Origin of the sequence: Paenibacillus sp. FSL W8-1187 (genome assembly GCF_037965485.1) — a bacterium.
GTDB lineage: Bacteria > Bacillota > Bacilli > Paenibacillales > Paenibacillaceae > Paenibacillus_O > Paenibacillus_O pasadenensis.
The window spans coordinates 195,601-220,256 of sequence record NZ_CP150181.1 but is presented as its reverse complement, the minus strand read 5'-3'; the positions used below and the strand labels follow the sequence as shown (position 1 = coordinate 220,256).

Below are 24,656 nucleotides of genomic sequence, written 5' to 3'. Positions count from 1 at the left end.
CCCGGCCGGCCCCGCCGCGCGAGACGGCCGCCCGTCCTGATCGGCGCGGCCCCAGAACAGGAGCGATCCCTCACGATGAATTCCACCGGACTGCCCGGCGCCGCGCTCAAGGCCGCCGGGCTGGCAGCCGGCGCGGCGCTGCTGCTGCTCGCCTTCGCCGCCAACATCATGCTCGGCTATACCCGCGTCAGCCTCGACGATGCCTGGGCAGCCGTGACGCGCTACGACGAGACGTCCATGAGCCAGGCCGTCATCCGCCTCACCCGGCTGCCGCGCGCGCTCATCGCCGCGGCCGTCGGCGCAAGCCTCGCCGTGGCCGGCGTCATCATGCAGGCGATCACGCGCAACCCGCTCGCCTCGCCGTCCATTCTCGGCATCAATTCCGGCGCCGCGCTCGCCGTCGTCTTCGCCCTCACCGTGCTCCGCATCGAGAGCCAGACCGGGCTCGCCTGGGCGGCCTTCGGCGGCGCGGCCGCCGCCGCGGCGCTCGTCTACGGGCTGAGCGCCCTCGGCAGCGACAGCCTGTCGCCGCTGCGCATCGTGCTCGCCGGTGCGGCGATGAGCGCGCTGTTCGCCTCCGGCACGCAAGGGCTGCTCGTCCGCAACCAAGCCTCGCTGCAGGACGTGCTGTTCTGGCTCAGCGGCTCCATCGCCGGGCGGCCGCTCGGCATCCTGGCCGCCGTCGCCCCTTATATGCTCGCCAGCATGCTGGCCGCATGGCTGCTGGCGCGCCATCTCAACCTGCTCGCCGCCGGCGAGGAGACGGCCAAGGGCCTCGGCCTGCGCGTCCCGCTCGTCAAGCTCGCGGGCGGCGCCGCGATCGTGCTGCTCGCAGGCGGCTCCGTCGCCGTCGCCGGGCCGATCGGCTTCATCGGCCTCGTCATTCCGGTCGTCGCCCGCTTCTTTTCCGGCCTGGACCACCGCTGGATGGTGCCGTACAGCATGCTGCTCGGCGCGGTGCTGCTGCTGGTCGCCGACGTCGCCGCCCGCTACCTGATCATGCCGCGCGAGCTGCCGGTCGGCGTGCTCACCGCGGCCGTCGGCGCGCCGTTCTTCCTCTATATCGCCCGCAAAAGGAGGCGCATCGCATGAGCCGCCGCAACCGCGTCCGCAAAAGCGCCTGGACATGGCCGCTGCTGCTCGGCGGAGCGCTGCTGCTCTCCGGCTTCGCCTATCTGCTGCTCGGGGAGACGTACATCCGTCCCTCCCTCATGCTGCAGGCTCTAGGCGGCGCGGCAGCCGCCGAGCATGTCGTCATCGTGCGCGAGTTCCGCCTCCCGCGCCTCGTCGTCGGCGCTCTGGCCGGCGCGGCGCTCTCCGTTGCCGGCACGCTGCTGCAGGGCGTGTTCCGCAATCCGCTGGCCGCGCCCGACCTCGTCGGCATCACCGGCGGCGCGGCTGCCGCGGCGGCCGCCTTCCTGACGTTCCGCCCGGCGGAGGTCAGCATCCATTGGCTGCCGGCGGCCGCGATGGCGGGAGCGGCGCTGCTCGCCGCGATCGTCTACGCCGCCGCCTGGAGGAGCGGCGTCGAGCCGGGGCGCCTCATTCTCGTCGGCATCGGCATCGGCGCGCTGTCGTCCGCCTTTACGAGCACGATCCTGCTGCTGAGCTCCGCCTATACCGCCACCGACGCGTACATCTGGCTTAGCGGCACCGTCTACGGCACGTCGTGGCAGCATGTGCTGACGCTGCTCCCGTGGACCGTCCTGTTCCTGCTGCTCGCCCTGCGCAGCGTCCGCACGCTGAACGTGCTCATGCTGTCCGACGAGTCGGCCGCCGGCGTCGGCAGCCATGTCGAGCGCAGCCGCAGGGGACTGATCGCGATCAGCGTCGGCCTGGCGGGCTCGGCGGTGGCAATCGGCGGCTCGATCGGCTTCGTCGGCCTCATCGGCCCGCATCTGGCCCGTCAGCTCGTCGGCCCGTCCGCCTCGCGGCTGCTGCCGACGGCGGCGCTCTGCGGCAGCCTCATCGTCGTGCTCGCCGATCTCGTCGCGCGCACCGCCTTCCTGCCCTACGACGTGCCCGTCGGCGTCTTCACCTCCGCGGTCGGCGCGCCGTTCTTCCTATATCTGCTGTATCGCAACCGGCGGACCGGCCGATGATTCCGCTCCAAAAAAAGGGACGAAGCGAGTTGTCGCTTCGTCCCTTGCCCGTCGGTTCTTCCGCTGCGCCCCGCCCTCAAAGAGGGCGGTCGTCCCGCTCCAGATCGACGACCAGATGCGGGCATCTCCGCTGCAGCTCCTCGACGAAGCGCTCCCTGTCGCGCGGCGCGATCGGGTACCGGTCGTACGGCCCCGCCGCCAGCTCGAGCCGCCGCAGGGCAAAGAGTCCGATCGGCCAAGCTGATGCAGGCTGGAGATGCAGCAGCTTGCGATAAGGAAGACGCTTGACGATCGGTCCGATCTGGAGCACCAGCTCGTCCTCCTCCAGACGATAGGACGTGCCGAGCCAGATCCAGGCGAGCAGCCCTGCGGTCAGCAGCACGGCGGTCGCCACGGCCTTGGAAGCCGGGCCTCCGCCCTCGGTCCAGCCGATCCAGCCTCCGAGCAGCAGCAGCGCGATCGCCAGCCAGCTCGCGCAGGCCGGGCCGAGCTCTCTTTTTGGCATAAATTTCATCGAACTTCCCTTCCGCTCCTTATCCGTAAAATATTACCATAACCAGATTTCGATTGTACCATAGGACCGAGAGCAGCGGGCAAAGATCTTTTTGAAAAACTTTCTCAAAAGGACTTGATAACAATAATCATTATTGAGTATAGTAAGGAAAGCGAAACGAAAAAGACAGCCGCTGGCACGGCTGCCTGATGAAGAAGATGGTATCGGGTTATTTCGCTTCAAAGGTTTTGCAGTCGGTTTCTTCGGAGTTGCTCGCTTGTCCACGGTTGCTGGTCACATAAATGGACGATGCGTTGCATTTGTTGCCGGAAGCCCAGTTTTTGCAGCTATCCACTTCGCACAGTACGTCTTTAGCCATGAGGTTCACCTCCTGTAGCGTGGATGGCCGTTCCCTTGCATCGATTCAAGCTCGTCCGGAATTGGATTCCGCGCGGGCTTTTCCTCGTTCCAATGGACCGGTGTCCCTTCCATCATAGTCCAACTCGCGGCATCGCGCAAGGCCGCTTCGTTTCCCGCGTCAAAAAAAGCCGAAGCCCTCCCGGGGCTTCGGCTTTTTTTGGCGGGCGCGGAGGCAGCCGGGGCCGGCCAGCCGCTCCAGCGGCCGTTGACGAGCGTGAGCCTGGTGCCGCCGCGCAAAGCGCCGCTTAGGAGGACAGGAACGGATACACGAGCCTGCGGATCTGATAGATCGGAAAATCGAGCACGACGGTCGTGCCCTTCCCCGGCTCGCTCTCGAACCGGATCTGGCTGCCGTGGGCGTCCATGATGCGCTTGACGATCGCGAGGCCGAGGCCGCTCCCGCCTTTTTTGGTCGTGTGGAAAAGCTCCCCGAAGGCGCGCCAGCTGATCCTCGCCCATGCCTTCGCCGGTGTCGGCGATCTCGATGCGCTGGCGGCCGTTCCCGGCGCGCAGCCGGACCGCGATGAAGCCGCCCTGCGGCATCGCCTCGGCGGCGTTGCGGAGTACGTTCAGCAGCACCTGCTTGATCTGGTTGCGGTCGCCGTAGACGAGCTCGGCTCCGCCATAGTCCCTTTTGATCCGGATGCCTTCCTGGTTGAACTGGAACTCCATCATCTGCAATGTCTCCTCGACGATCGCGTCGGCCGGCTCCGGCCGGAGCTGCGGCGCCTTTTGCTGGCCGAGCGCCATGAAGTCGGTGACGATCAGCCCGATCCGGTCCAGCTCGCTCAGGATCAGCTCGTAGTGCTCGCGCTTGATCCGGTCGGCGGTGAACTGCAGCATGCCGCGGATGACCGTCAGCGGATTGCGGATCTCATGGGCGATGCCGACCGCGATCTGTCCGGCGAGCACCAGCTTCTCGGAGCCGTGCAGCATGTCGTCGGCGCGCTTGGCGTCGGTCATGTCGCGCAGCATCGCGACGATGAACAGCAGCCGTCCATCCTCCTCGGTCACCGGCAGGAAGTCGCCCATGTAGTGCCGTTGGCCATCCTTGCTTTTCTCCTTGATCGCGCAGGCGAGGACGGGCTCGGTCCCCTGCTGCACGATCATCTCGCGAAGGGAGGGGCCGATGATCGGCAGCTCCTCGCAGCGATCCCCCTCGGCCGGGCGCTCCAGCTCCATCAGCTCCACGCTGCGGGCGTTCATCGAGACGATGCTGCCCGCAGCGTCCACCAGCACGACGCCGTAGTACGGCGTCTGCAGCAGCGCCTGGGTCAGGATCGCCTGGCGGGCGTTCTGGCGCCGCAGCTCCAGCTCCCGCTCCATCGAGGCGGTCATCGAGCGGAGCAGCGCCATCAGATGGGGATGCACGCTGTCCGCCTGCAGCATGAAGCTGATGCCGCCCCACGGACGCTCGGGATGCTCGCGCAGGTACAGCGGCGCGCTCAGGCAGGCGGTGTCATGGAGCGGCTCGTGGTAATGGTCTGTCCCGACGAGCTGTGCCGGACGTCCGGTCTCCATGCAGGCGGCGATGGAGCTTGGCCCCATGTCGCGCGTATAGCCGACTCCCGGGAGGATGCCGTATTTGCAGCCGAGCAGCTCCTCCATCGACTCGTTGCCGCAAAAGCCGAGCAGATGCCCCTCCGAGTCGTTGACCGCGATCAGAATCGGGTCGTCGGGAGCCGACTCCAGCAGCTCCTCGGTGAGGGACCGGCATATATCGAGCAGCTCCGCGTAGCGCTCCTGCTGCTCCCGCAGCCGCTGCGGCGAGTAGCGCTGGCGGAACTGCGGCATGACGGAAGGGTCCATGCCGGCGTCCCGGCAAGAGCGCTTCCATTGTTCAAGGGTATTCATCGCATTCTCCTGTAGCGGCGGAGCAGCCGCCCCGCCGATTCATCTTCAATACGATAACCATATCACATTTTATCGCTTCCACGGAGATAAATTAATCGCCATTGCCGTACGAGAGCAAACGCTTGCTCAGCAGCGGCGCAGCCGGGATTCGAGGGCATGGAGAAGGATCCCGGGAGCGGGAGGGCGGGCGGAAAAGCGCGCAAAGAAAAAAGCCCGGCACGAAGCCGGGCTAGGACGTGTTGGCAAACCCGCTCAGGGGCATCTATCACCGCTTTTTGCCCCCTGCTTGGTCACGCAGGCTCGATGTACCCCCGGTACGCCTTCGCCTCCGTTCCTCGCAGGGACCAAAAATTCGGCCCTATCGGCTTCCTTCAGAGGTTGCAAACACGCCCTTGGGGCTGGAAGGCGAGCGACGGTCCGGACCGCGCTCCGGGGCGGCATGCCCCGGACCTCGCCGCGGATGGCGTCAAGGCAGCGCGAGCTTGCCCATGACCGCGGCGCGGGAAGCTCCCGTCACGGAGGGAAGGCTGTTCGGGATGCCGAGCAGGAAATGGTAGCCGAGCAGCGCGAACAGCACCGCTTCCTTGGCGTCGCCCGGGATGCCGAGCTCGCCGGAGTCGATGACGCGCTGCTCCGGCAGCCGCTCCGCGAGCATGCGCATGAGCGTGCGGTTGCGCGCGCCGCCGCCGCTGACGATGACCTCGTCGATGCGGACTTGCGGCAGGACGAAGCGGCGCAGGGCGCCTTCGATCGAGCGCGCGGTCAGCGCGGTCGCCGTCGCGGCTGCATCGGCCTTGGACAGTCCGAGCGATGCGGCGCGGGCCAGCAGCTCGGCGGCATAGTCGGAGCCGAACAGCTCGCGGCCGGTCGACTTGGGCGGCGGCTGGAGGAAGTACGGATGCGCCAGCAGCTCGGCGAGCAGTCCTTCATGCGGCGCGCCTTGAGCCGCCAGCGCTCCGTCCGCGTCGTAGGCGAGGCGGCCGTCCGTCAGCCGCTGCACGACCCGGTCGATGACCATGTTGCCCGGTCCGGTGTCGAAGCCGGCGACGTCGTCCGGACCGGCTCCGGCCGGCAGCACGGTGCAGTTGCCGATGCCGCCGATGTTCTGCAGCAGGCGCCCGCGCTGGGGATGGCGCAGCAGCACGAGATCGCCGTACGGCACGAGCGGCGCTCCTTGGCCGCCGAGGGCCATGTCGGCCGGGCGGAAGTCGCCGACCGCCGGCACGCCGGCGCGGGCGGCCAGGACGGACAGGTCGCCCAGCTGCAGCGTGGACGGCGCCAGGAACGGCGAGCCGGCCGGCGGCTCCGGCATATGCCAGACGGTCTGGCCGTGGGAGCTGACGAAGTCGATGTCGGCCATCGCGAGCCCGGCCTCGTCTGCGGCGGCGCGCGCCGCTTCCGCGAAGCGGCCGCCGAGCCAGGCGTTCATGCCGCACAGGTCCTGCACGTCGGCCGCTCCCGGCTCGCACAGCCGCCGCAGCGCCTCGCGCAGCGGCTCGTCGTACGGCTGCGTATGGAAATGCAGCAGCTGCGCGGTCGTATCCAGCCCCTCGCCCTCGAAGCGGACGACCGCCGCGTCCACGCCGTCGAGCGACGTGCCGGACATGAGGCCGACGGCGAGCGCGTAAGGCCTGCGGGGGCGCCAGCTCAGCATGGCGCTCCCTCCCCGCCGCCTGCGGCTGCGGGCAAGGCGCGGCGCGCGAGCAGCACCGCGCCGCTCGCCGCATCGCGGCTCGCCGCCGTCAGGCGCAGCTGCGGCAGCCGCTCGGCGAGCCGCTCCGCGAAGGCGTCCCGCACCGGCGCGCAGCGCAGCAGCACGCTGCCGAGCGGCGCCAGCTCGCCGCGACCGAGCCCGAGGCGGACCGCGACCGCTTCGGCGAGCTCGGCGAGCGCGCCGGCCGCGCGGCGGGCGATGCCGAGCGCCGCCGCGTCGCCCGCCTCGCAGGCGGGCTGCAGCAGCGGCGCGAGCGCGGCGACGGAGCTTTTGGGACGCGCGGGGTCGTACACCCAGCGCACGAGCTCCGGCAGGCTGCCCGGCTCCAGGCCGAGCTGGCGGAACACGGGCTCGGCCAGCGCCGTCGGCCGCGAGCGCCCGTCGGCGGCGCGCACGATCGCGGCGAGCATGTCGCGGCCGATCGCGTAGCCGCTGCCCTCGTCGTCGATCAGATGGCCGAAGCCGCCGGCGCGATGCGTCTCTCCGGCCTCGCTCCGGCCATAGGCGATCGAGCCCGTCCCGGCGATCAGCGCGATGCCGGGACGGCCCTCCAGCGCGCCGGCGAGCGCCGTCTCCTGATCGCCGGCAAGCGTCAGCTCGCCGCGGAACGCCAGCGCCGCCAGCGCTCCGGTCAGGCGCTCCCGCGCCTGCGGGTTGCTGATGCCGGCCGCGCCGACGGCGAGCGAGACGCAGCCCGCGAGCGGCAGTCCGCGGCGTCCCAGCTCGCGCGCCGCCTCCGCGAGCGCCTCCTCGGCCGCGCCTGCGCGCTCGCCGTTGATGTTGAGCGCTCCGACCTCGAAGCGCGCCAGCTCCGTTCCGGCCGCATCCTCCGCGCATACGGTCGTGCGCGTGCCGCCGCCGTCCAGCCCCAGCCAGTAGTCCATGTCTGCCCCTCCCTCTCCGCCGCCCGGCGCGCCGCGCCGGGGCGAAAGCTCCGTTCTAATACAGGTGGTACGCCGCCTTGCGCGCGGCGAACGCCTCGCTGTCCGCGGCGAACCGCTCCAGCAGCGCGTCTGCATCCGCGGCGCTCTGCATGCCGCGGTACAGGTCGCCGCCGGCCAGCAGGTCGATGAACGGCCGGCCGCCCTCGCGGTACGGAGCGAGGAACTCCGCCTCCGGGAACATCGAACGCACGGCGAGCAGCAGCCGCACGCCGACCTCGAGCGGACGCACCGCGTCCGTGTCCGTCACATGCACCTGCACGCCGCGGCACAGCGTGCCGGCATGCTTGGACGAGCTCGGCTGGAAGTAGGACGGCCGGAACCGGACGCCCGGCAGCCGCAGCGCGTTCATCTCGGCCGCGAGCCGCTCGGCGTCGACGAACGGCGCGCCGATCTGCTCGAACGGCGCGGCCGTGCCGCGTCCCTCGGACAGGTTCGTGCCCTCGAACAGGCAGGTGCCCGGATAGAGCAGCGCCGTCTCCCAGCGCGGGATGTTCAGCGAAGGCGCGATCCACGGGCGGCCGAGCGCCGGGAAGCGCGCTTCGCGGGACCAGCCGCGGCAGCTCACGACGTACAGCTCCGCGCCCCAGCCCTGCTCGGCGTTGGCCATGACGGCCAGCTCGCCGGCCGTCAGGCCGTAGCGCACCGGCAGCGGATAATCGCCGACGAAGGAGCTGTAGGCCCGGTCGAGCAGCCCGCCCTCGAGCGTGACGCCGTCGAGCGGATTCGGCCGGTCGAGCACGACGAACGGAAGGCCCGCCGCCGCGCAGTCCTGCATCGCGTACAGCATCGTGTAGACGTAGGTGTAATACCGCGTGCCGATGTCCTGGATATCATAGACCAGCACGTCAATCTTCTCCAGCATGTCCGGCGTCATCCGCTTGGAGTCCTTGCGGTACAGGCTGTATACCGGCACGCCCGTCCGCTCGTCGATGTAGGTGTCGACCAGCCCCCCGGCGGCGATGTCGCCGCGCACGCCGTGCTCCGGCGAGAACATCGCCGCGAGCCCGAAGCGCTCCTGCAGCACGTCGATCGTCGACCGCCACTCGGCGTCGATGCCGGTCGGGCCGGTAATGAGCCCGATCCGCCGTCCTTGCAGCACCGGAGCGGCCTCGCCGATCCGGTCGATCCCGAATTCAATCGCCATGAGCTACAGCTCCTGCTGGCGCAGGCGCATCGTTTCCGCCGGAATCATGAACGTCTCCGCATACAGGCCGCGCATCTCGCAGCCGCGCACGCGCGCCAGGCTCTGGTAATAGTCCATGTAGGCGAACGACTTGCTGCCGGTGACGAACCAGTGCGTGGACAGCGCCTCGATCCACAGGTCGAACGCCTGCTGGTCGAAGCCGACATAGACGTACGGCACGTAGCCGACCGCGTCCTCCCAGTTCTCGCCGTAGTACAGCTTGCCCGCGAAATGCGCCGGACGCTCGCGCTCCATCGCCTTGAGCCCCGCGAAGAAGCGGGCGTCGTTCACGATGCGATGCGTCGTCGCATGGTCCTTGTGCATGCTGTTGCAGTGATGCGTGATGATGATGTCCGGCTTGATCTCGCGGATGACGTCGCAGACGCGCAGGCGGATCGCCTCGTCATCCGGTATTTCGCCGTCCGGAATTTCGAACACGCGCGCCTCGCCGCCGAGCATGCCCGCGAACGTATGCGCCTCGCGCACCTTCTGCTCGCGGTATTCGTGCACGTCCTGTCCCTCGGGCACGCCGCGCTCCCCGGCCGTCAGCGCCAGCGTCGCGATCTTGTCTCCCTTGAGATAATGGCTGGCCAGCACGCCTCCGGCGACCAGCTCCACGTCGCCGACATGCGCTCCGATGCCCAGTATCGTCAGCTGCTTTCTTTCGCTCATGATCCGATCCCTTCCTTTCTCATGACGGCGAATGTTTTCGCCGTCTTGAATCCGGCTTTGTCGTAGATGCGCAGAGCAGGGTTCTCGCTCCCGGTAAACAGCGTCATGTAGTCGGTGCCGATCGATCGGAACGCCTCGCAGAGCGAGAAGAACAGCAGGCTGCCGAGCCCGTGCCCCTCATGCTCCGGATGGACGCCGATGCCGGCAAAATAGCCGCGGCCGCTCGGCTCGCGCACGACCGGACCGGCGAAGCCGACGAGCCGGCTGCCGTAGACGGCCGCGACGACCGGCACGCCGCGCGCGGCGCAGTCCGCAATCTCGCGCTGCCAGAGCGGATTGCCGAGCGCGTCCAGCAGCTCCTCCAGCCCCGTGTGGCGGGTCGGACCGAGCCTCTCGACGGCATAGCCTTCGGCGGCGGCGCGCGATCTTTTCAGCAGGATGGACTCCGGCACCTCGAAGTGCGCGAGATCCAGGTGCATCCCGTGCTGCAGCGAGCGCTCGGCGTAGCCGGCCTCCAGCAGCAGCCGGTGCAGCGCGCCGCCCGCCGGCGCTCCCGGCGCATTGTTGTGCTCGTGGCCGGGCGTGCCCGGCACGAGCCACGGCAGCCGCATCGGGTTGAAGAACAGCACGTCGGCCTGCGTCTTGCCCAGCTCGGCGAAGCGCCGCTCCAGACGGGACAGCAGCTCCCGCCGCAGTCTGTCCGCCTCGGCCTCGCCGAGCGCGGCGTCCGCCAGCACGCAGGTGATGTAGCCGGCCTGCGCGCCGAGCGGCAGCTCGTCGCCCGTGCAGCCGATCGCCAGCCCCCGCAGCTCGCCGCCAGCCTCGGCGACGAACGCGGTACCCGGGTCGAACTGCGGATGCTCCGCGATCAGCGCCGCGAACCCGGCTTCATCCAGCGGCTTGTAGCCGTCGCGGACGGCTTCCCGGTTCCAGAGCGCGAGCGCGCCCCGGCGGTCTTCCTCGTTCCAGTTGCGGATCGTCATGATGGTTCCCTCCTGCCGGCGCGGCCGGTCGGGCCGGCGATGCGCCAGCTGCATCAAGCGGAAGGGCGGCCCGCAGGGGGCCGCCCTCTGCGACATCGGCTCAGCCTTTGACCGCGCCGACGGTCACGCCTTCCAGGAAATACTTTTGCAGGCTGAAGAACAGGATGAACATCGGCAGCGCCGATACGGTCGCTCCCGCCATCATCGGCGCGAAGTAGGTCGTGTTGGCGAAGCGGAAGTTCTTGAGGCCGACCTGGATCGTCTGCATGTCCATCGTGTTCGTGACGAGGAACGGCCAGAAGAAGGTGTTCCACGACTCCATGAAGGTGAGGATCGCCATGACCGCCATGACCGTCTTGGACAGCGGCATGACGATGCGCGTCAAAATCTGGAACTGGCTGCAGCCCTCGACCTTGGCGCTCTCCAGAATCTCCTTGGGGATGGAGCTCATGAACTGCTTCGCCAGGAAGATGTTGTACACCGTGACCAGGCTCGGCGCGATCAGCGCCCGATACGTATTGGAGATGTCGAAGACGTTCACGATCAGGATGTAGAGCGGCACCTGAGTCACCTGATACGGAATCATCATGGCGCCGAGCAGGATGGCGAACAGCACCTTGCTGCCCCGGAAGGAAATCTTGGCGAACGCGTAGCCCGCCATCGTGGCGAACACGACGTTGGACACCATCGTCACGGTCGCGACGAGCAGGGAGTTGGCGAGCCAGCGGTACGAGTACTCGCTGTAGTTGAAGAAGAACTTATAGGACTCCAGCGAGAACTTTTCCGGCCAGATCGAGTAGCTGACCGCGCCCGCCTCGATCGGATCTCCGAAGGAGGAGATGATCATGAAGTAGATCGGAAACAGCGTCGCCAGCGCGAACAGCAGAAGGAGGATGATGATGACCGCATTGCGGGCGCTCTTCAGGAGAGAGTTGCCTAAGTGATTGTTGTATAAGCCCATGTCCTGGCCTCCTTCCGCTTAATATTCCACGTCCTTGCCCAGGAACTTGAACTGGACGAAGGCCATGATGGCGATGACGAGCGCGAGCACGAGCGATTGCGCGGCGGCGTCGCCGAATTCGAAGTACTTGAACGCCGTGTCGAAGATGAGCAGGCCGACCATCGTCGTGCTGTGGTCCGGTCCGCCGCCGGTCATCAGGTAGGCGTTCTGGAACACCTGGAACGACCCGATGACGCCGGTGACGAGCAGGAACAGCGTCGTCGGCTTGAGGCACGGGATGACGATATGCCACATCTTCTGCAGGAACGAAGCTCCGTCGATGTCGGCGGCCTCGTAATAGCTGTTGTCGATGCCCAGCAGGGCGGCGACGTAGATGATGATGCTGGTTCCGTGGCTGGACAGCCAGCTCATGAGCACGAGCGAGAACATCGAGGTGGAGCTGGAGCCGAGCCAGTTCTGGCTGGGGATGCCGAATGCGCCGAGCAGCTGGTTGAGGATGCCGCCCTGCATCGGATCGAAGATCCACAGCCAGACGACGGACAGCGCGACGCCGGAGGCGACCGCCGGCAGGTAGTAGATGGCCTTGAAGCTGGTCTGCATCCATTTGCGCAGCGGCATGATGAGGATCGCCACGCCGAAGCTGAGCAGCAGCGCCACCGGAACGGTGAGCAAGGTGTAGATGACGGTGTTGCCCATCGCTTTCCAGAACAGCGCGCTCTTGAAGACGTTCTCGTAATTCTCGAATCCGACATAGGTGGAGCCGAGCGGCTGATAATTCTGGAAGCTGATGATGAAGGCGCTGATGACGGGATAAGCCGTGAACATGGCGTAGACGACGAGGGCGACGGCGATGAAGGCGTACGCCCACCCGCCATCCCCGCGGTTCAGCCGGTTACGGGTTTTGATGGTCGAAGCTTCTCGTGCCATGATGCAGGACTCCTTTCCGCTTCCGCTGATCGGGCATGGGGGACTTTGAAGCAGGTCCGATAAAAGAGATCGGATAGCCGCGGGGGGCGGCTATCCGAGGCAGGAAATCAGTCTTGTACGACTCCGTCCGCGCCGAACGTATCGATCGCGGCTTTCTTCACGTCCTCGTACATTTTTTCCGGCGTCGTCTCGCCTGCAAGCAGCGATTGCAGCTTCGGCACGATGACTTCCGTCTCCAGCTTGATCGCCTTGGCCGCGAGCTCGGCCGGGATGTCCGGACGGGCCGGCGCCGCCGTGGAGAGCAGATGCTCGACCGCAGCCTTGTTGTAGTCGCTCTGCTTGCTCTCGATGCTCTTCATCGCTTCGCGGGAGCTCTTCGTGATCGGCGCGGAGAACAGCTCGCTGTTCGTCGTCGCGGCGACTTGGCCGCTGGCCAGGAAGTAGGCGGCCTTGGCGACGTTGGCCTTATGCTCGGCCGTCGGCTCCTTCTTGCCGCGGAACGTGACGTAGCCGTCGACGATCGCGTTGGCGACCGCAGGCTGGCCGGCGAAGGAAGGCACCGGCAGCACGACGTAATCCGTCTTGATGCTGTCCTTGACGGCGCTGCCGTCGTTGGCGTCGAGCTTCTCGTTGTTGAGGCGCGAGGAGTTCTCGAACACCGCCATGCCCTTGCCCGTAATCATCGTCTGGCCGGTCAGGAACATGTTCCAGCGCTTGCCGGCGTCGATGGAGCTGAGCTCCTTGGGCATCGAGCCGTCGTCGATCATCTGGCGGATGTTCGTGAGCAGCGTCAGGTAGTTCTTGCTCGTGTAGGCGTACTTCAGATCCTTGTCGAAGGCGGCCGGCATGCCGGCGTTCTTGACGAGGATGCCGAGGTAGTCCTTGGAGGTGACGCCGGCGGTGGCGAAGACGAAGCCGTAGCGCTTGGTCGTATCGCCTTCCTTCACGACGCCCTTCTTGATCGCCTCGCGGAACTCGTCGAACGTCCAGCCGCTCTGCTGGATCTTCTTCCAGTCGATGCCGGCTTCCTCCAGGAACGGCTTGTTGCCGCCGATCGCATGGACCTCCATGTAGGCCGGGAAGCCGAACAGGCCTTCGCCGTTGTACATATATTTAAGCGGACCTTCGTCGAAGTCGGCGATCATCTCCGGCGTGACGACGTCCTTGATGTCCATCACCATGCCCATCGGGACGTACTTGGCGATGCCCTCCGAGCCCATGAAGGCGATGTCCGGCGGGCTGCCGGCGTTGACCTGGGTATCGAGCTTCTGGGTCATGTCCTCCCAGCTGGCCGGCTCGATCTTGAGCGTGAGGTTCGGATACTGCTTGTTGAATTCCGTTTCCATCTGCTTGAAGTTGGCCTGGAAGTTCGCCGATACCGGCGGCAGCAGCGCCGTAATCGTATCCTTCGCCGCCGCGGCGCCTTCTCCTCCCGTGTTGCCGGCCGCGTTGCCAGCCGGCTCGTTGCCGTTGTTGGAGCCGCAGGCGCCGAGCACGCCGGCCGCGACGGTGAGAGCGAGTACACTTGCCGCCAATCTTGATCTTTTTGTCATGGTTCAAGATCCTCCCTTTTTAAATAGACAAGTTCGTATATGGGAATCGCATGACGCAGTCGCCGGCTTCGTTCAGCCCGCTCCGGCGCAGATGCGGATTGCCTCCTTGAGATTGCCGGAGCTGTGCTGCAGCGCCTGGCGCGCTTCCTCGGGCTCGAGGCCGGTCTGAAGCATCATGATGGCGAGCTTGGTGTCCTTCGACGCCCGCTCGAGCGCGTCCGCCGCCTGGGCCTCGCTCGCGCCGGTCGCCCGGACGATGATGCGCAGCGAGCGGTCGTGCAGCTTCTTGTTGCTCGCCTTGAGGTCGACCATGAGGTTGTTGTACGTCTTGCCGAGCTTCACCATCGTGCATGTGCTGAGCATGTTAAGCACGAGCTTCTGGGCGGTGCCCGCCTTGAGCCGGGTCGAGCCCGCGATCACTTCATTACCGACGACCGGAGCGATGCAAATGTCGCAGACTTCGGCGACTTTCGTGTTTTTATTGTTCACGAGGCCGATCGCCGCCGCTCCGATCTCCTGCGCCCGCCGCAGCGCCTCGATGACAAACGCCGCACTGCCGCTGGCGGAGATGCCGACGACCGCGTCGCGGCGGGTGACGCCGATCCGGTCGATCAGCGCGCGGCCCTCGTCGCCGTCGTCCTCGCAGCCCTCGACCGCCGTCCGCAGCGCGACGTCTCCGCCGGCGATATGGCCCTGGACGAGGGCCGGGTCCGTGCCGAAGGTCGGCGGACACTCGGAGGCGTCCAGCACGCCGAGCCTGCCGGATGTGCCGGCTCCGATGTAATATAATCTGCCACCCTGCGCAAGAGCGGCATGTATGGCGTCGACCGCTTCCATAATGCGCGGAATCTCCGCCTCGACCGCCTCGGGCACCTTCGAGTCCTCCCGGTTGAGCAGCCGCAGCATCTCCTCGGTCGAGCACTCGTCGATCGACATCGAATCGGGATTGATCCCTTCCGTAGTCAGGCCGGCAAGGTATTCGTTCATTTTCATTCCCCTAACCTGCGATCATCTGGAAGCGGTTACCTCAAGCCTCCGTCCGATCTTGATAAACTTCGTATGACGTACCCCAATCGTATCGAAACGCTCCGAATTGGTCAATAGTTTTTGAAATTTATTTTTATAATGGAACTTAATGTTGGAGTTTTAATACAGAATTTTGTCAAAACGAAAGGGTTTGTGGGAGTTAAGTTAACATAGTTCATCCCGGCTGTCAGTCGCTGTCGGAACGCCAATTTCAGGGAAGCGGTTGCGGCTTAGGCCGGGAAGCGGTTGCAGGATCGGCCGAGGAAAATCCTGCCTCAGGGCGCATGGAGAGGATGCTCCGAGGGCGATCGTTTTATGCGTTTAGGGGGATGGGAGGCGGGGACGGGGACGGAAGCTCGGGGGCGGAACCTTGGATTCGGATGTTCGCTGACGCCGCTCCAGGGACGGAACCTCGGGGACGGATGTTCGCCGACGCCGCTCCAGGGACGGAACCTCCTTCCGATTCCGCTGAAGCCCAGATTCCTCTGATCTCCTTTTCCGAAACGGAAGGAATCCGGCCTTCAAGGGAACCGCTGCCGCTTCTCCAAGAGGTTTCCGTCCCCTCCGCTCCCTGCCTCACGCCTACCTCGAAGGTCAGTTACTCGATTACTTAAACCCTGCCTCACGCCTACCTCGTATCCCAGTAACTCGATTTTTTCGACTTAACCCCTGCCTCACGCGTATCTCGAAGCCGAGTTACTCGGGTTTTCCGCGTATCTCCCCCATCCGAACGCACATCCGACCCGAGTTACTCGGTTTTTCCGCGTATCTCTCCCATCCGGACGTACATCCGACCCAAGTTACTCGGTTTTTCCGCGTATCTCCCCTATCCGGACGCACATCCAACCCGTGTTACTCGATTTTTCCGCGTTTCTCCCTCATCCGGACGCACATTCGCCCCGAGTTACTCGGTTTTTCCGCGTAACTCCGCCGTTCGGGCATTCGTTCGAGCCGAGTTGCTCATTGTCCTGAGTGCTGCAACCCGGTTTTGTCGGGTTGCAGCACCTCGAACACGCTGGACCGACTCTGCAACCCGATTTTTCCGGGTTGCAGCACCTCGAATACGCTGGACCGACTCTGCAACCCGATTTTGTCGGGTTGCAGCACCTCGAACACGCTGGACCGACTCTGCAACCCGATTTTGTCGGGTTGCGGCACCTCGAACACGCTGGGCCGACTCTGCAACCCGATTTTGTCGGGTTGCGGCACCTCGAACACGCTGGACCGACTCTGCAACCCGATTTTGTCGGGTTGCAGCACCTCGAACACGCTGGACCGACTCTGCAACCCGATTTTTCCGGGCCGCAGCAAGCCGGAGAGCCGACAAAAAAGCATCCGCCGGTCCATACGGCGGATGCTCAAGGGAAGGCCATGCCCGGACAGCTCGCCGGACATGGCGGCGCCAGGCCCCAGCGCCGCTAGCGGCGGCGGCGCTTGCTGGCGATGATGTTGCGGCTGCGGGTCAAGTAATGCTTGACCTCCTGATAGTCGGCGCTCGCCACGCCGGTGAACAGCATGTCCACCACCGTCAGCATGGCGATGCGCGAGCCCATCGCGCCGCTGCGGATCGTCACCTCCGGCGTCGAGATGCTGAGCAGCAGGTCGGCCCGCTCGGACAGCTCGCTTTTGCCGTATTTGGTGATGGCGATCGTGCGCGCTCCCGTCTTGGACACGATGTCGAGCGCGTCGAGGATCTCCTCGGTGCCGCCGGAGTTGGAGATGAAGATCGCCGCGTCCTTGTCGGAGACGAGCGTCGCCGCCGTGAGCTGGCTGTGCCCGTCCAGATAGGCGTGGCAGTTCTTGTTGATGCGCGTGAACTTCTGCTCGGCATCGAGGCAGATGAGTCCGGAAGCCCCGATCCCGAACAGGAAGATGCGGCTGCAGGTGCGAAGAACCTGCACCGCCTGGTCGACGGCGTCGCGGTCGATCAGGCTCAGCGTATCTTCGATGGAGCGTATATTGTTGCGTGCCGTGTTGGAAATGATCGTCTGCAGGTCATCTCCCGGCTGGATGTCCGTGTACTGTCCGCTGTCCGGCTCTTCCTTGCCGCCCATCGCCGCCGAGATGCTGACGATGAAGCTGCGGTAGCCGTTGTAGCCCATCGTCTTGCAGAAGCGCAGCACCGAGGCGTCGCTCGTGCGGCTGCCCATGGCAAGGTTCTTGATGGAGAGATGCGGAATCTCTTCCTTGTTTTCCAGAATGTATTCGGCGACTCGCCGTTCGACAGGAGTGAGACTGTCCTTGCGTTCCCGGATCTTGATCAATACGTTGTCGTTGATAGCCATAAGCCGCCTCCTGCCGTTGATCTGATACAGCGCCATAATCGTATACGCTAGAACCGGGAATTACAAGAGCGGCAGAGGGGGAAAAACCGAGGAAAACGCCGATTTGCTCAGGAAAATCGCCGTCATTCGTCCATAAAATTATATTTTGATTTTTTATTATTTTTTGAAATATTAATTTAACTTTACGCTCGACACCCTCGCCTCCTGTGCTACAATAGCGTCACAGAGCGAGGAATCAGAGCGGCTTCGCCGCCAGAGGGAAAGGGATGGATAAAGGATGAAGATCGCGATCATCGGAGCAGGCAGCACCTATACCCCGGAGCTGATGGAGGGCATCATCAAGCGCAGCGGCTCGCTGCCGGTCCGGGAGCTGGCGTTGATGGACATCGACGCGCGCAAGCTCGACATCGTCGGCGACCTGAGCGCGCGCATGGCCGCGGCGGCCGGCATGGACTGCCGCGTCGTCAAGACGCAGGAGCTCGACGAGGCGCTGAGCGGAGCGGACTTCGTGTTGGGCCAGATCCGCGTCGGCAAGCTGCCGGCGCGCGTGCTCGACGAGCAGATCCCGCTGAAATACGGGATGATCGGCCAGGAAACCTGCGGCATCGGCGGCTTTTTCAAGGCGATGCGGACGATCCCGGTCATGCTGGACATCGCGCGGAGGATGGAGACGCTTTGTCCGGACGCTTGGCTGATCAACTTTTCCAACCCGGCGGGCATCCTCACGGAAGCGATCCTGAACCACAGCAAGATCAAGATGCTCGGCCTGTGCAACGTGCCCTACAACATGACCAAGAGCATCCGCTCCAAGATGGAGCTGCCCGAGGCGCGCCTCACCTACGTCGGCCTCAACCATCTGAGCTGGATCACCGGCATCGAGCAGGACGGCCGCGACTACCTGCAGGACGCGCTCGCCCAGGGGCTGAACAGCGAGACGATGAAGAACATCCCCTCGTCGGGCTTCAGCCAGGAGCTGGTGCAGACGATCGGAGCGATCCCTTCTTCCTATCTCGAGTATTACTACTTCAAGAACAAGAAGCTCGACCTGCTGAAAAAAGCCGAGCAGTCGCGCGGCCAGCGCTGCATGGAGATCGAGGAGGAGCTGCTGGGCCTGTATGAGGACGCCAAGCTCCACACCAAGCCGGAGCTGCTCGCCTCGCGCGGCGGCGCCAACTACTCCGAGGTGGCGATCAGCCTCGTCGACGCCATCTGGAACGACAAGCAGGAGGAGCATGTCGTCAACCTGCTGAACCAAGGCGCGCTCGACTTCATGGAGGATACGGACGCGGTGGAGATCACGGCGGTCATCGGCAAGGACGGCGCCAAGCCGATCCCGGTGCGCGGCCTCGACAACGCCCATATCCGCGATTACATGCGCATGGTCAAGGCGTACGAGCGCGAGACGGTCGCGGCGGCGGTGGGCGGCAGCGAAGAAGCGGCGATGCGCGCGCTGCTCATGAACCCGCTCGTCGGCGACTACGATGCGGCCCGCGCCTGCTTCGACGAGCTGAAGGAAGCGCATCGGGACTATCTGCCGCAATTCCGCTCGTAAGCGGGCGGCGAAAGGAGCATCGGCCATGAATGGAACTCCTTCGTACGTGCTCGGCGTCGACGGCGGCAACACCAAGACCGACTATTATCTGTACGATCTCGACGGACGGAGGCTCGGCTCGCTCCGCACGGGCACCTGCAGCCATGAGCAGTTCAAGGACGGCTACGCCGGAGCGAAAAGAGCGCTCGCCGAGCAGGCCGGAGAGCTGCTCGGCCGCCATGGCCTGGAGCCGGGCGATCTCGCCGCGGCGGCATTCGGCCTGGCGGGAGCCGACATCCCCTCCCAGAAGCGGGAGCTGGACCGCGTCATCCGCGAGCTCGGCTACGGCCGCTTCGAGATGGACAACGACAGCTTCCTCGGCATCAAGGCCGGCAGCCCGTCCGGCGCGGGCGTCTGCTCGATCAACGGCACCGGCGCCTGCACGGGCGGCATCGACCCGTCGGGCCGGCGGCTACAGGTCGGCGGCGTCGGCAGCGAGCTGTCCGGCGACGAGTCCGGCGGCGCCTACCTGGCCCGCCGCGCGGTGCGCCTCGCCTACGACGAGCTGTACCGCGTCGGCGCGCCTACCGCGCTGACCGCCCCGGCGCTGCGCCTGCTCGGCGCGGCCGGACCGGAGGAGCTGCTGGAGCGGGCGCTGGAGGCGATGCTCTCGCGCTCCCTGCCGGCGACGGAGCTGGCGACGCTGCTGCTGGAGGCGGCCGCGGCGGGCGACGGCCCGGCGCTCTCGGCCGTGCGGCATTCGGCGCGGCAGATGGCGATGTCGACGGCCGGCTGCGTGCGCGGCCTCGACTTCGGGAGCGGCCCGGTCGACGTCGTGCTGGCCGGCTCGGTATGGGTGAAGGCGGCGCCGCCTATCCTGCGCGAGCTGTACATGGAGACGGCGCGCGAGCTGCTGCCGCAGACGGAGCTGCGCTTCCGGCTGCTGGAGGAGCCGCCGGCGGCGGGCGCGGTGCTGTGGGCGCTGGAGCTGGCCCACGGCCGGCCCGCTTCCGAGGCGCTGCGCGCGCGCGTGCTCGCAGGGATGCGGACTTGATGGCGCGCTCAGCCCGCGCCTGACGGGCCGAGCGCGGTGCGGCGGCGGCGAGACCGATCCGACGGCGCGCGTCTCTGACGGGCGCGGCACGGCACGGCGGAGGAGCCGCCGGCGGCGGGCCCGGAAGCCCGCGCCTGACGGGCCGAGCGCGGTGCGGCGGCGAGACCGATCCGACGGCGCGCCCAGGCCGCGATTGACGGGCCGAGCGCGGCACGCCAGCTGCGGGGCGCTCAAGCGCCAGGCCCCGAAAGAAGCTGCGAAAGAGGCTGCAAGTCCGATCCGGTTCAGCGGATCGCTTGCAGCCTCTTTTTTTGCCCCCGAATGCGTCCTCCCTGCCGGGCAGGGCGAGGAGCCGTCCACGCGGATCGGCCGGACGCCCTCATCCGCCGCTGCGCGCCGCTTCGATCTGCGCGCGGTGATGCTCGTCGTGCTCCAGGAATTCTTCGAGGATAAGAGCCAGCGAGTAAGGCCGCCCTGTGTGCGGATCCCGCTGAGCGCCGTTCACGAGCAGCGGACGCTCCAGCACGGCGGGATCAAGCTCCCGCAGCCTGCGGCACAGCTCGCGCCTCGTGGCGGCCAGCTCGCAGAGCAGCCGCTCCCGCGCCACGCCGGAGTTGGCGTATTGGTAAGCGAGGGCATTGAACGGGTCGAACGCCGGAAAATGGATGCCGCGTCCCGCCTCGACCTCTGTCAGCACCGTCTCCAGCAGATAGCGGTCCCAGTTCTGCAAATGGGAGATCACCTCCGCGATCGACGCCTTGCCCGGCCGCATCGGCCGGAACCAGTCGAAATCGTCCAGTCCGGCCAGGCTGCCCGCCCAGTCGGCCAGCGACTCGCTGCGCTCGATCGTCTCCCGCGCCCCGCTCAATAGCCCATCTCCTTGAGCAGGCCGGACAGCACCTGCAGCCGCTCGCCGATCAGCTCGCCGTCGTCGCTCAGCGCCTGGCTGAACAGCCGGATGTCCTCGTCGATGCGCTCGTTGTCCGTGCATACCGAGACGGTCATCGCGTCCCCCTGCAGGCCGATGCGGTCCAGCACCGGCTGCTCGGGATCGTAGAGGCCCTCATAGCGGTACGCTTCGCGGAAGTGGACCATGCCGCTCGCGACGAGGATCGCCAGATCGAGCACGCGATGCAGCGGCAGCTCCTCGGACTGGCGCGACCATTTGCCGCCCGTATGGCGCCATACTTTGGCCGAAATGTCGACCTTGCCGCGGTCGTTCCACTGCGCGAGGCCGAGCGACAGGCCCTTCGCTTCGGAGTCGGGCGCGTAGCGGCCGTCGACCTGGCTGTAGTTTTCGGAGACGAGCACCGGCTTGTGCTTCAGCGTCGTCGGGATTTTCATGTTCATCGCGAAGGCCTCCCGGGGGAATGGATGTGGACGGCAAGGTTTTGATGAGTGAATTTCAAATTTCAATTTAGTAATTTACTAAATTATAAACGTTCGCTCTTACTATAGACTGCCGGAACGCCGATGTCAAACTCAGGCTTCGTCACCATCTATTCCCGAAGGAGACCCTGTCGATGAATGAACCGATGCTGCGCTTGAACCCCGATGAAGCCCTCGCCAAAAAGACGGCGGGCTCTTCCGGCGTTTCTGGCGTTTCTGGCGCTTCTGGCGCTTCCGGCGCTTCCGCGCCCCCGCCCGGCCGCGCTTTCCCTCGCACCTCCGCCAAAAGCGACTGGCGCCGCCTCGCGTTCTGGATGCGGACAGCCGCCTGCGCCACGCTGGCCTTCGGCCTGTTCCAATGCGTCGTCGGCATGATGAACTTCGGCCTCGGCACGCTCGCCGGTCTGCTGGAGGTCGCTGCCGCCGTCTGGATGCTGCGCATCGCCGCGCAGGCGATGCGGATCGAGCAGTCCGCCGAATCGCCGGCCGAAGTGCGCCAGCTGTCGCGGCTGCTGATCGGTTACTTCCGGCTGCAGCTGCTGTTCACGGTGGCATTCGGCTTTGCCGTCGCGATGCTTGTCCTGACCGTCATCCAGTTCCTCACGGACTGGGACTGGGCCATCCATCTCGTCCAGCAAGGCCGCCAGGCCGACCGATGGATCGCGCGGCTCGAGCGCTGGTGGCGCGTCGTGGCGGGCTGGTTCGAGTAGCGCGATCCTCTTGCAGAATGCCTCTGTTCATGCTAAAAAAGGAGGAATCTCGATTGACGCCCTCCCATTCGGATGGGGAAGGCGGAAGGAGCTGCTCGGTTGGAAATGAGGTTATTTTCGGCGCCGCTTATGTCATGCCCGGGCTCGCCTTCTTCTTCATGCTCGCGATCCTGCAGCTGTTCGCCAAGGAGAAGTCCGATGGGCTGGAAATCGTGGCGTCCCTGCTGTTCGGCGCGATGATGTGGATCTTCTCCATGTCGATCTATATCGCCGCGGGCTGAGCCCTCGGAACGAAAAAGAGCATCGCTCCGGCTAACGCCGGGGCGATGCTCTTTTGGATGCAGGCATGCCTGCCTCATGGACCTTTCGTTCGGACAGCCGCATGCGGTGGAGAACGATGGGATGATCGCACGAACTGCATTTATGCGGCCGGCCGCATCGCCTAGGAAGCCTAACGATACGGAGAAGCGCTATTTCAGCTTATTCGCCTGTTCTGGAATTCTAACGATACTCTCGCGCTCTATTGCTCCCGAATAGGAGGAAAAACACCGAACTAGCGGCCCATAGCGTCGCTCCGTATCGTTAAAAATCCATTTCAGCGGAATTGAGCGAAATAGCGCTTTGTCGTATCGTTAGCGCTTCGACGGCGCCCAAGCCAAAAGCGACGCGCTTCGTCCGACACTCGACGTTCGACGCACCCCCGACGCAGCGGGCTTGCGCCAAGTCGCCGCCCGCGCTCCCTGCGGCACCGCTGCCCCGGCGCGTGCCACCCGCGCGCCCGCTAATGCCGGTTGCGCGGATCGAGCGCGTCGCGCAGGGCGTCGCCGACGAAGTTGACGGCCAGCACGGTGACGATGATCGCCACGCCCGGCGGCACCCACAGCCAAGGCTGCGAGGTGAGCACGGTCAGCGACTGGGCGCTCGCCAGCATGTTGCCCCAGCTCGCGTCCGGCGGCTGCACGCCGAGCCCGAGGAAGCTGAGCGCGGCCTCGTCGAGGATCGCGCCGGCGACGCCGCTCGTCGCGTAGATCAGGATCGGCGCGACGGTGTTCGGCAGGATGTGGCGCAGCAGGATGCGCGTGCGGCTGAGGCCGAGCGCGACCGCCGCGGTCACGTAGTCCGCCTGCTTGATCGCCAGCACGTTGCCGCGCACGAGGCGGGCGACCGCCGGCCAGCCGAGCAGGCCGAGGATGAGGATGATGTTCGTCAGCCCCGGACCGACCAGGCTCGCCACGACGAGGATGAGCATCAGGTACGGGAACGCCATGAAGATGTCGGTGACGCGCATGATGACGTTGTCGATCCAGCCGCCGGCGTAGCCGGCGATCAGGCCGAGCAGCGTGCCGATCGCCGCCGCGATCGCCATCGCGCCGAGGCCGGCGGCAAGCGAGACGCGGGCCGCGTAGATGAGCCGGCTCAGCATGTCGCGGCCGATCGGGTCGGTGCCGAGCCAATGCCGCAGCGACGGCCCCTCGCCGAACGAGTCGGTGACGGCGTTCGGGTCGTACGGCGCGATCAGCGGCGCCAGCAGCGCCGCGAGCGCCATGACGCCGAGCGCGATCGCGCCGGCGACGCCGAGCTTGTGGCGCTGAAAGCGCTGGAGGAACATCCGGCCCGGTACGGCGCCGATCTCCGCCGCCGGCCCCGCGGAGCCGGGACCTTCTTGCCCCGGCCCCGCTCCCGGCAACCGCGACGCGTCCCGGTACGGCCCTAGAGGTCCCGATGCGGCCGCCTCAAGCCCCCCCGGTCCCGGCTCCGGCTTTGCCGGCCCGCTCTGACCGCGCCCCGCTCCCGACAACACCGGACCTGCCGTTCCCGGCATCGCCGGTCCCCGGCCCCGGCCTACGGAGAAATACCTTCGGAACAGATTCATGCCGCCCCCTCCCCCTCGTAGCTCGTGCGGACGCGGGGATCGACAGCCGCATAGATGAAGTCGGTCGCCAGATTGACGGCGATGACGGATACGGCGGCCACCAGGTTCAAGCCCATGAGCGTGGAATAGTCGCGGCTCATGATCGACGACAGCGTCAGCTGCCCGATGCCCGGCCAGGCGAATACCTGCTCGACGACGACTGCGCCGCCGAGCAGCACGGACATCTCCAGCCCGATGACGGTGACGATCGGGATGAGCGCGTTGCGCATGGCGTGGCGGCCGACGACGAGCGTCTCGCGCACGCCTTTGGCGCGGGCGGTGCGGAGGTAGTCATGGCCGAGAATCTCCAGCATGCTCGAGCGGACGTAGCGGATGCACCGCCCTGCGACAGCCGCCGCCAGGACGAGCGCCGGCAGGATCAGATGCCGGAGACGATCGACGAAGCCGCCGGAGCCGCCAAGCTCCGTCATGCCGCCCGAAGGCAGCCACTGCAGCTGGATGGCGAACAGATAGATGAGGCCGAGGCCCAGGAAGAACCCGGGCACGGACAGGCCCAGAAAGGACCCGGTCGAAGCGAGATAGTCGAGCTTGGAATATTGCCGCGTCGCGCTCAGCACGCCGAGCGGCACCGCGACGAGCAAGCCGAGCGCGAGCGCCGTGCCCATGAGCAGCAGCGTCGGCCCCATGCGGTCGAATATCACCCGCGTCACCGGCTCGTAGGTGATGAGCGAGTAGCCGAGATCGCCGTGCAGCAAGAGATTTTTCAGCCACAGGCCGTACTGGACGTAGGCCGGCTCGTTCAGCCCGAGCGCCAGCCGCCGGGCTTCCGCCGCCGCGGCCGGCAGCTTGGGGCTGACCAGCATGTCCACCGGATTGCCGGGAGCCATGCGCATGATGATGAAGTTGATGACCGTGACGCCCAGCAGCACGGGCACGGCGGTCAGCAGCCGCCGCAGCACATAAGTCAGCAATGCCTGCACCT

At 66.1% G+C, this 24,656-nt stretch carries 24 protein-coding genes; 6 read left to right on the top strand and 18 right to left on the bottom strand.

Annotated elements, in window-relative coordinates; translation table 11 throughout:
* Window positions 1-75 precede the first annotated feature (75 nt).
* Both NYE40_RS01055 and NYE40_RS01050 read left to right on the top strand, forming a co-directional pair.
* Entirely contained in the window at window positions 76-1,092 is a 1,017-nt protein-coding gene (locus NYE40_RS01055) for an iron ABC transporter permease (RefSeq protein WP_028600664.1), read from the top strand.
* Complete coding sequence (locus NYE40_RS01050) at window positions 1,089-2,102, top strand: iron ABC transporter permease (RefSeq protein ID WP_028600665.1); 1,014 nt, start codon at window positions 1,089-1,091, stop codon at window positions 2,100-2,102. Before NYE40_RS01055 ends, NYE40_RS01050 begins: the two co-directional genes overlap by 4 nt.
* A 76-nt stretch (window positions 2,103-2,178) precedes the next feature.
* Here the strand turns inward: NYE40_RS01050 and NYE40_RS01045 are convergent, their stop codons facing one another.
* The 14 genes from NYE40_RS01045 to NYE40_RS00980 all read right to left on the bottom strand — a co-directional run bounded on the left by NYE40_RS01045 (window position 2,179) and on the right by NYE40_RS00980 (window position 17,117).
* Window positions 2,179-2,616 (bottom strand): PH domain-containing protein, encoded by a 438-nt coding sequence (locus tag NYE40_RS01045; protein ID WP_028600666.1) that lies wholly within the window; start codon window positions 2,614-2,616, stop codon window positions 2,179-2,181.
* A 208-nt stretch (window positions 2,617-2,824) separates the two neighbouring features.
* Window positions 2,825-2,974: a DUF1540 domain-containing protein gene (locus NYE40_RS01040; RefSeq protein ID WP_084137598.1), complete on the bottom strand. Its 150-nt coding sequence runs from the start codon at window positions 2,972-2,974 to the stop codon at window positions 2,825-2,827.
* A gap of 5 nt (window positions 2,975-2,979) precedes the next feature.
* Window positions 2,980-4,869, bottom strand: coding sequence for a histidine kinase dimerization/phospho-acceptor domain-containing protein (locus NYE40_RS01035; RefSeq protein ID WP_339279195.1), 1,890 nt, complete (start codon window positions 4,867-4,869; stop codon window positions 2,980-2,982).
* Between the two features lie 466 nt (window positions 4,870-5,335).
* Complete coding sequence (locus NYE40_RS01030) at window positions 5,336-6,523, bottom strand: anhydro-N-acetylmuramic acid kinase (protein WP_339279194.1); 1,188 nt, start codon at window positions 6,521-6,523, stop codon at window positions 5,336-5,338.
* Window positions 6,517-7,467: a BadF/BadG/BcrA/BcrD ATPase family protein gene (locus NYE40_RS01025; protein WP_052333646.1), complete on the bottom strand. Its 951-nt coding sequence runs from the start codon at window positions 7,465-7,467 to the stop codon at window positions 6,517-6,519. Before NYE40_RS01025 ends, NYE40_RS01030 begins: the two co-directional genes overlap by 7 nt.
* Window positions 7,468-7,522: 55 nt before the next feature.
* Window positions 7,523-8,671: a DUF1343 domain-containing protein gene (locus NYE40_RS01020; RefSeq protein WP_339279193.1), complete on the bottom strand. Its 1,149-nt coding sequence runs from the start codon at window positions 8,669-8,671 to the stop codon at window positions 7,523-7,525.
* A gap of 3 nt (window positions 8,672-8,674) precedes the next feature.
* A complete protein-coding gene (locus tag NYE40_RS01015) occupies window positions 8,675-9,382 on the bottom strand; it encodes a PIG-L family deacetylase (RefSeq protein ID WP_028600669.1) in 708 nt (235 codons plus the stop codon).
* Window positions 9,379-10,365 (bottom strand): GNAT family N-acetyltransferase, encoded by a 987-nt coding sequence (locus tag NYE40_RS01010; RefSeq protein WP_339279192.1) that lies wholly within the window; start codon window positions 10,363-10,365, stop codon window positions 9,379-9,381. Before NYE40_RS01010 ends, NYE40_RS01015 begins: the two co-directional genes overlap by 4 nt.
* A 100-nt stretch (window positions 10,366-10,465) precedes the next feature.
* Entirely contained in the window at window positions 10,466-11,326 is an 861-nt protein-coding gene (locus NYE40_RS01005) for a carbohydrate ABC transporter permease (protein WP_028600671.1), read from the bottom strand.
* Window positions 11,327-11,344: 18 nt separating this feature from the next.
* The gene (locus NYE40_RS01000) at window positions 11,345-12,253 is read right to left on the bottom strand and encodes a sugar ABC transporter permease (protein ID WP_028600672.1); all 909 of its coding nucleotides are present in this window, start codon (window positions 12,251-12,253) and stop codon (window positions 11,345-11,347) included.
* 107 nt (window positions 12,254-12,360) lie between these two features.
* Window positions 12,361-13,806 (bottom strand): extracellular solute-binding protein, encoded by a 1,446-nt coding sequence (locus NYE40_RS00995; RefSeq protein ID WP_339279191.1) that lies wholly within the window; start codon window positions 13,804-13,806, stop codon window positions 12,361-12,363.
* A gap of 72 nt (window positions 13,807-13,878) precedes the next feature.
* Window positions 13,879-14,793: an N-acetylmuramic acid 6-phosphate etherase gene (murQ, locus tag NYE40_RS00990; RefSeq protein WP_028600674.1), complete on the bottom strand. Its 915-nt coding sequence runs from the start codon at window positions 14,791-14,793 to the stop codon at window positions 13,879-13,881.
* A 999-nt stretch (window positions 14,794-15,792) separates the two neighbouring features.
* A complete protein-coding gene (locus NYE40_RS00985; protein WP_339279190.1) occupies window positions 15,793-16,227 on the bottom strand; it encodes a hypothetical protein in 435 nt (144 codons plus the stop codon).
* A gap of 23 nt (window positions 16,228-16,250) precedes the next feature.
* Entirely contained in the window at window positions 16,251-17,117 is an 867-nt protein-coding gene (locus tag NYE40_RS00980) for a MurR/RpiR family transcriptional regulator (protein ID WP_028600676.1), read from the bottom strand.
* 277 nt (window positions 17,118-17,394) lie between these two features.
* Here NYE40_RS00980 and NYE40_RS00975 point away from each other — a divergent pair, with 277 nt between their 5' ends.
* Complete coding sequence (locus NYE40_RS00975; protein ID WP_339279189.1) at window positions 17,395-18,669, top strand: 6-phospho-beta-glucosidase; 1,275 nt, start codon at window positions 17,395-17,397, stop codon at window positions 18,667-18,669.
* 25 nt (window positions 18,670-18,694) lie between these two features.
* Window positions 18,695-19,702, top strand: coding sequence for a BadF/BadG/BcrA/BcrD ATPase family protein (locus NYE40_RS00970; protein ID WP_339279188.1), 1,008 nt, complete (start codon window positions 18,695-18,697; stop codon window positions 19,700-19,702).
* Window positions 19,703-20,081: 379 nt separating this feature from the next.
* On the opposite strand, the gene NYE40_RS00965 is transcribed toward NYE40_RS00970, so the two are convergent.
* Both NYE40_RS00965 and NYE40_RS00960 read right to left on the bottom strand, forming a co-directional pair.
* The gene (locus tag NYE40_RS00965) at window positions 20,082-20,570 is read right to left on the bottom strand and encodes a DinB family protein (RefSeq protein ID WP_052333653.1); all 489 of its coding nucleotides are present in this window, start codon (window positions 20,568-20,570) and stop codon (window positions 20,082-20,084) included.
* Entirely contained in the window at window positions 20,567-21,046 is a 480-nt protein-coding gene (locus NYE40_RS00960; RefSeq protein WP_028600680.1) for a DUF6530 family protein, read from the bottom strand. Before NYE40_RS00960 ends, NYE40_RS00965 begins: the two co-directional genes overlap by 4 nt.
* A gap of 179 nt (window positions 21,047-21,225) precedes the next feature.
* Between NYE40_RS00960 and NYE40_RS00955 the strand changes: the two genes are divergently transcribed.
* Together NYE40_RS00955 and NYE40_RS00950 are read left to right on the top strand one after the other, a co-directional pair.
* Entirely contained in the window at window positions 21,226-21,801 is a 576-nt protein-coding gene (locus NYE40_RS00955) for a hypothetical protein (protein ID WP_339279187.1), read from the top strand.
* A gap of 53 nt (window positions 21,802-21,854) precedes the next feature.
* On the top strand, window positions 21,855-22,082 hold the full coding sequence (locus NYE40_RS00950; protein ID WP_339279186.1) for a hypothetical protein: 228 nt from the start codon (window positions 21,855-21,857) through the stop codon (window positions 22,080-22,082).
* Between the two features lie 500 nt (window positions 22,083-22,582).
* Here NYE40_RS00950 and opp4C read toward each other — a convergent pair whose 3' ends face one another.
* Both opp4C and NYE40_RS00940 read right to left on the bottom strand, forming a co-directional pair.
* Entirely contained in the window at window positions 22,583-23,674 is a 1,092-nt protein-coding gene (gene opp4C, locus NYE40_RS00945; protein WP_240479077.1) for an oligopeptide ABC transporter permease, read from the bottom strand.
* Window positions 23,671-24,645: an ABC transporter permease gene (locus tag NYE40_RS00940; protein WP_028600684.1), complete on the bottom strand. Its 975-nt coding sequence runs from the start codon at window positions 24,643-24,645 to the stop codon at window positions 23,671-23,673. The genes opp4C and NYE40_RS00940 overlap by 4 nt, the downstream gene beginning before the upstream one ends.
* Window positions 24,646-24,656 lie beyond the last annotated feature (11 nt).

Coding starts and splice junctions, on each gene's coding strand:
- NYE40_RS01020 (WP_339279193.1), bottom strand. CDS start 8,671: ATGGCGATTGAATTCGGGATCGACCGGATCGGCGAGGCCGCTCCGGTG.
- NYE40_RS00995 (WP_339279191.1), bottom strand. CDS start 13,806: ATGACAAAAAGATCAAGATTGGCGGCAAGTGTACTCGCTCTCACCGTC.
- NYE40_RS01050 (WP_028600665.1), top strand. CDS start 1,089: ATGAGCCGCCGCAACCGCGTCCGCAAAAGCGCCTGGACATGGCCGCTG.
- NYE40_RS01045 (WP_028600666.1), bottom strand. CDS start 2,616: ATGAAATTTATGCCAAAAAGAGAGCTCGGCCCGGCCTGCGCGAGCTGG.
- NYE40_RS01055 (WP_028600664.1), top strand. CDS start 76: ATGAATTCCACCGGACTGCCCGGCGCCGCGCTCAAGGCCGCCGGGCTG.
- NYE40_RS00985 (WP_339279190.1), bottom strand. CDS start 16,227: ATGTCCGGCGAGCTGTCCGGGCATGGCCTTCCCTTGAGCATCCGCCGT.
- NYE40_RS01025 (WP_052333646.1), bottom strand. CDS start 7,467: ATGGACTACTGGCTGGGGCTGGACGGCGGCGGCACGCGCACGACCGTA.
- NYE40_RS00955 (WP_339279187.1), top strand. CDS start 21,226: ATGAATGAACCGATGCTGCGCTTGAACCCCGATGAAGCCCTCGCCAAA.
- NYE40_RS01015 (WP_028600669.1), bottom strand. CDS start 9,382: ATGAGCGAAAGAAAGCAGCTGACGATACTGGGCATCGGAGCGCATGTC.
- NYE40_RS00975 (WP_339279189.1), top strand. CDS start 17,395: ATGAAGATCGCGATCATCGGAGCAGGCAGCACCTATACCCCGGAGCTG.
- NYE40_RS01000 (WP_028600672.1), bottom strand. CDS start 12,253: ATGGCACGAGAAGCTTCGACCATCAAAACCCGTAACCGGCTGAACCGC.
- NYE40_RS00970 (WP_339279188.1), top strand. CDS start 18,695: ATGAATGGAACTCCTTCGTACGTGCTCGGCGTCGACGGCGGCAACACC.
- NYE40_RS01035 (WP_339279195.1), bottom strand. CDS start 4,869: ATGAATACCCTTGAACAATGGAAGCGCTCTTGCCGGGACGCCGGCATG.
- opp4C (WP_240479077.1), bottom strand. CDS start 23,674: ATGAATCTGTTCCGAAGGTATTTCTCCGTAGGCCGGGGCCGGGGACCG.
- NYE40_RS01010 (WP_339279192.1), bottom strand. CDS start 10,365: ATGACGATCCGCAACTGGAACGAGGAAGACCGCCGGGGCGCGCTCGCG.
- NYE40_RS01030 (WP_339279194.1), bottom strand. CDS start 6,523: ATGCTGAGCTGGCGCCCCCGCAGGCCTTACGCGCTCGCCGTCGGCCTC.
- NYE40_RS01005 (WP_028600671.1), bottom strand. CDS start 11,326: ATGGGCTTATACAACAATCACTTAGGCAACTCTCTCCTGAAGAGCGCC.
- NYE40_RS00960 (WP_028600680.1), bottom strand. CDS start 21,046: ATGAAAATCCCGACGACGCTGAAGCACAAGCCGGTGCTCGTCTCCGAA.
- NYE40_RS00980 (WP_028600676.1), bottom strand. CDS start 17,117: ATGGCTATCAACGACAACGTATTGATCAAGATCCGGGAACGCAAGGAC.
- murQ (WP_028600674.1), bottom strand. CDS start 14,793: ATGAACGAATACCTTGCCGGCCTGACTACGGAAGGGATCAATCCCGAT.
- NYE40_RS01040 (WP_084137598.1), bottom strand. CDS start 2,974: ATGGCTAAAGACGTACTGTGCGAAGTGGATAGCTGCAAAAACTGGGCT.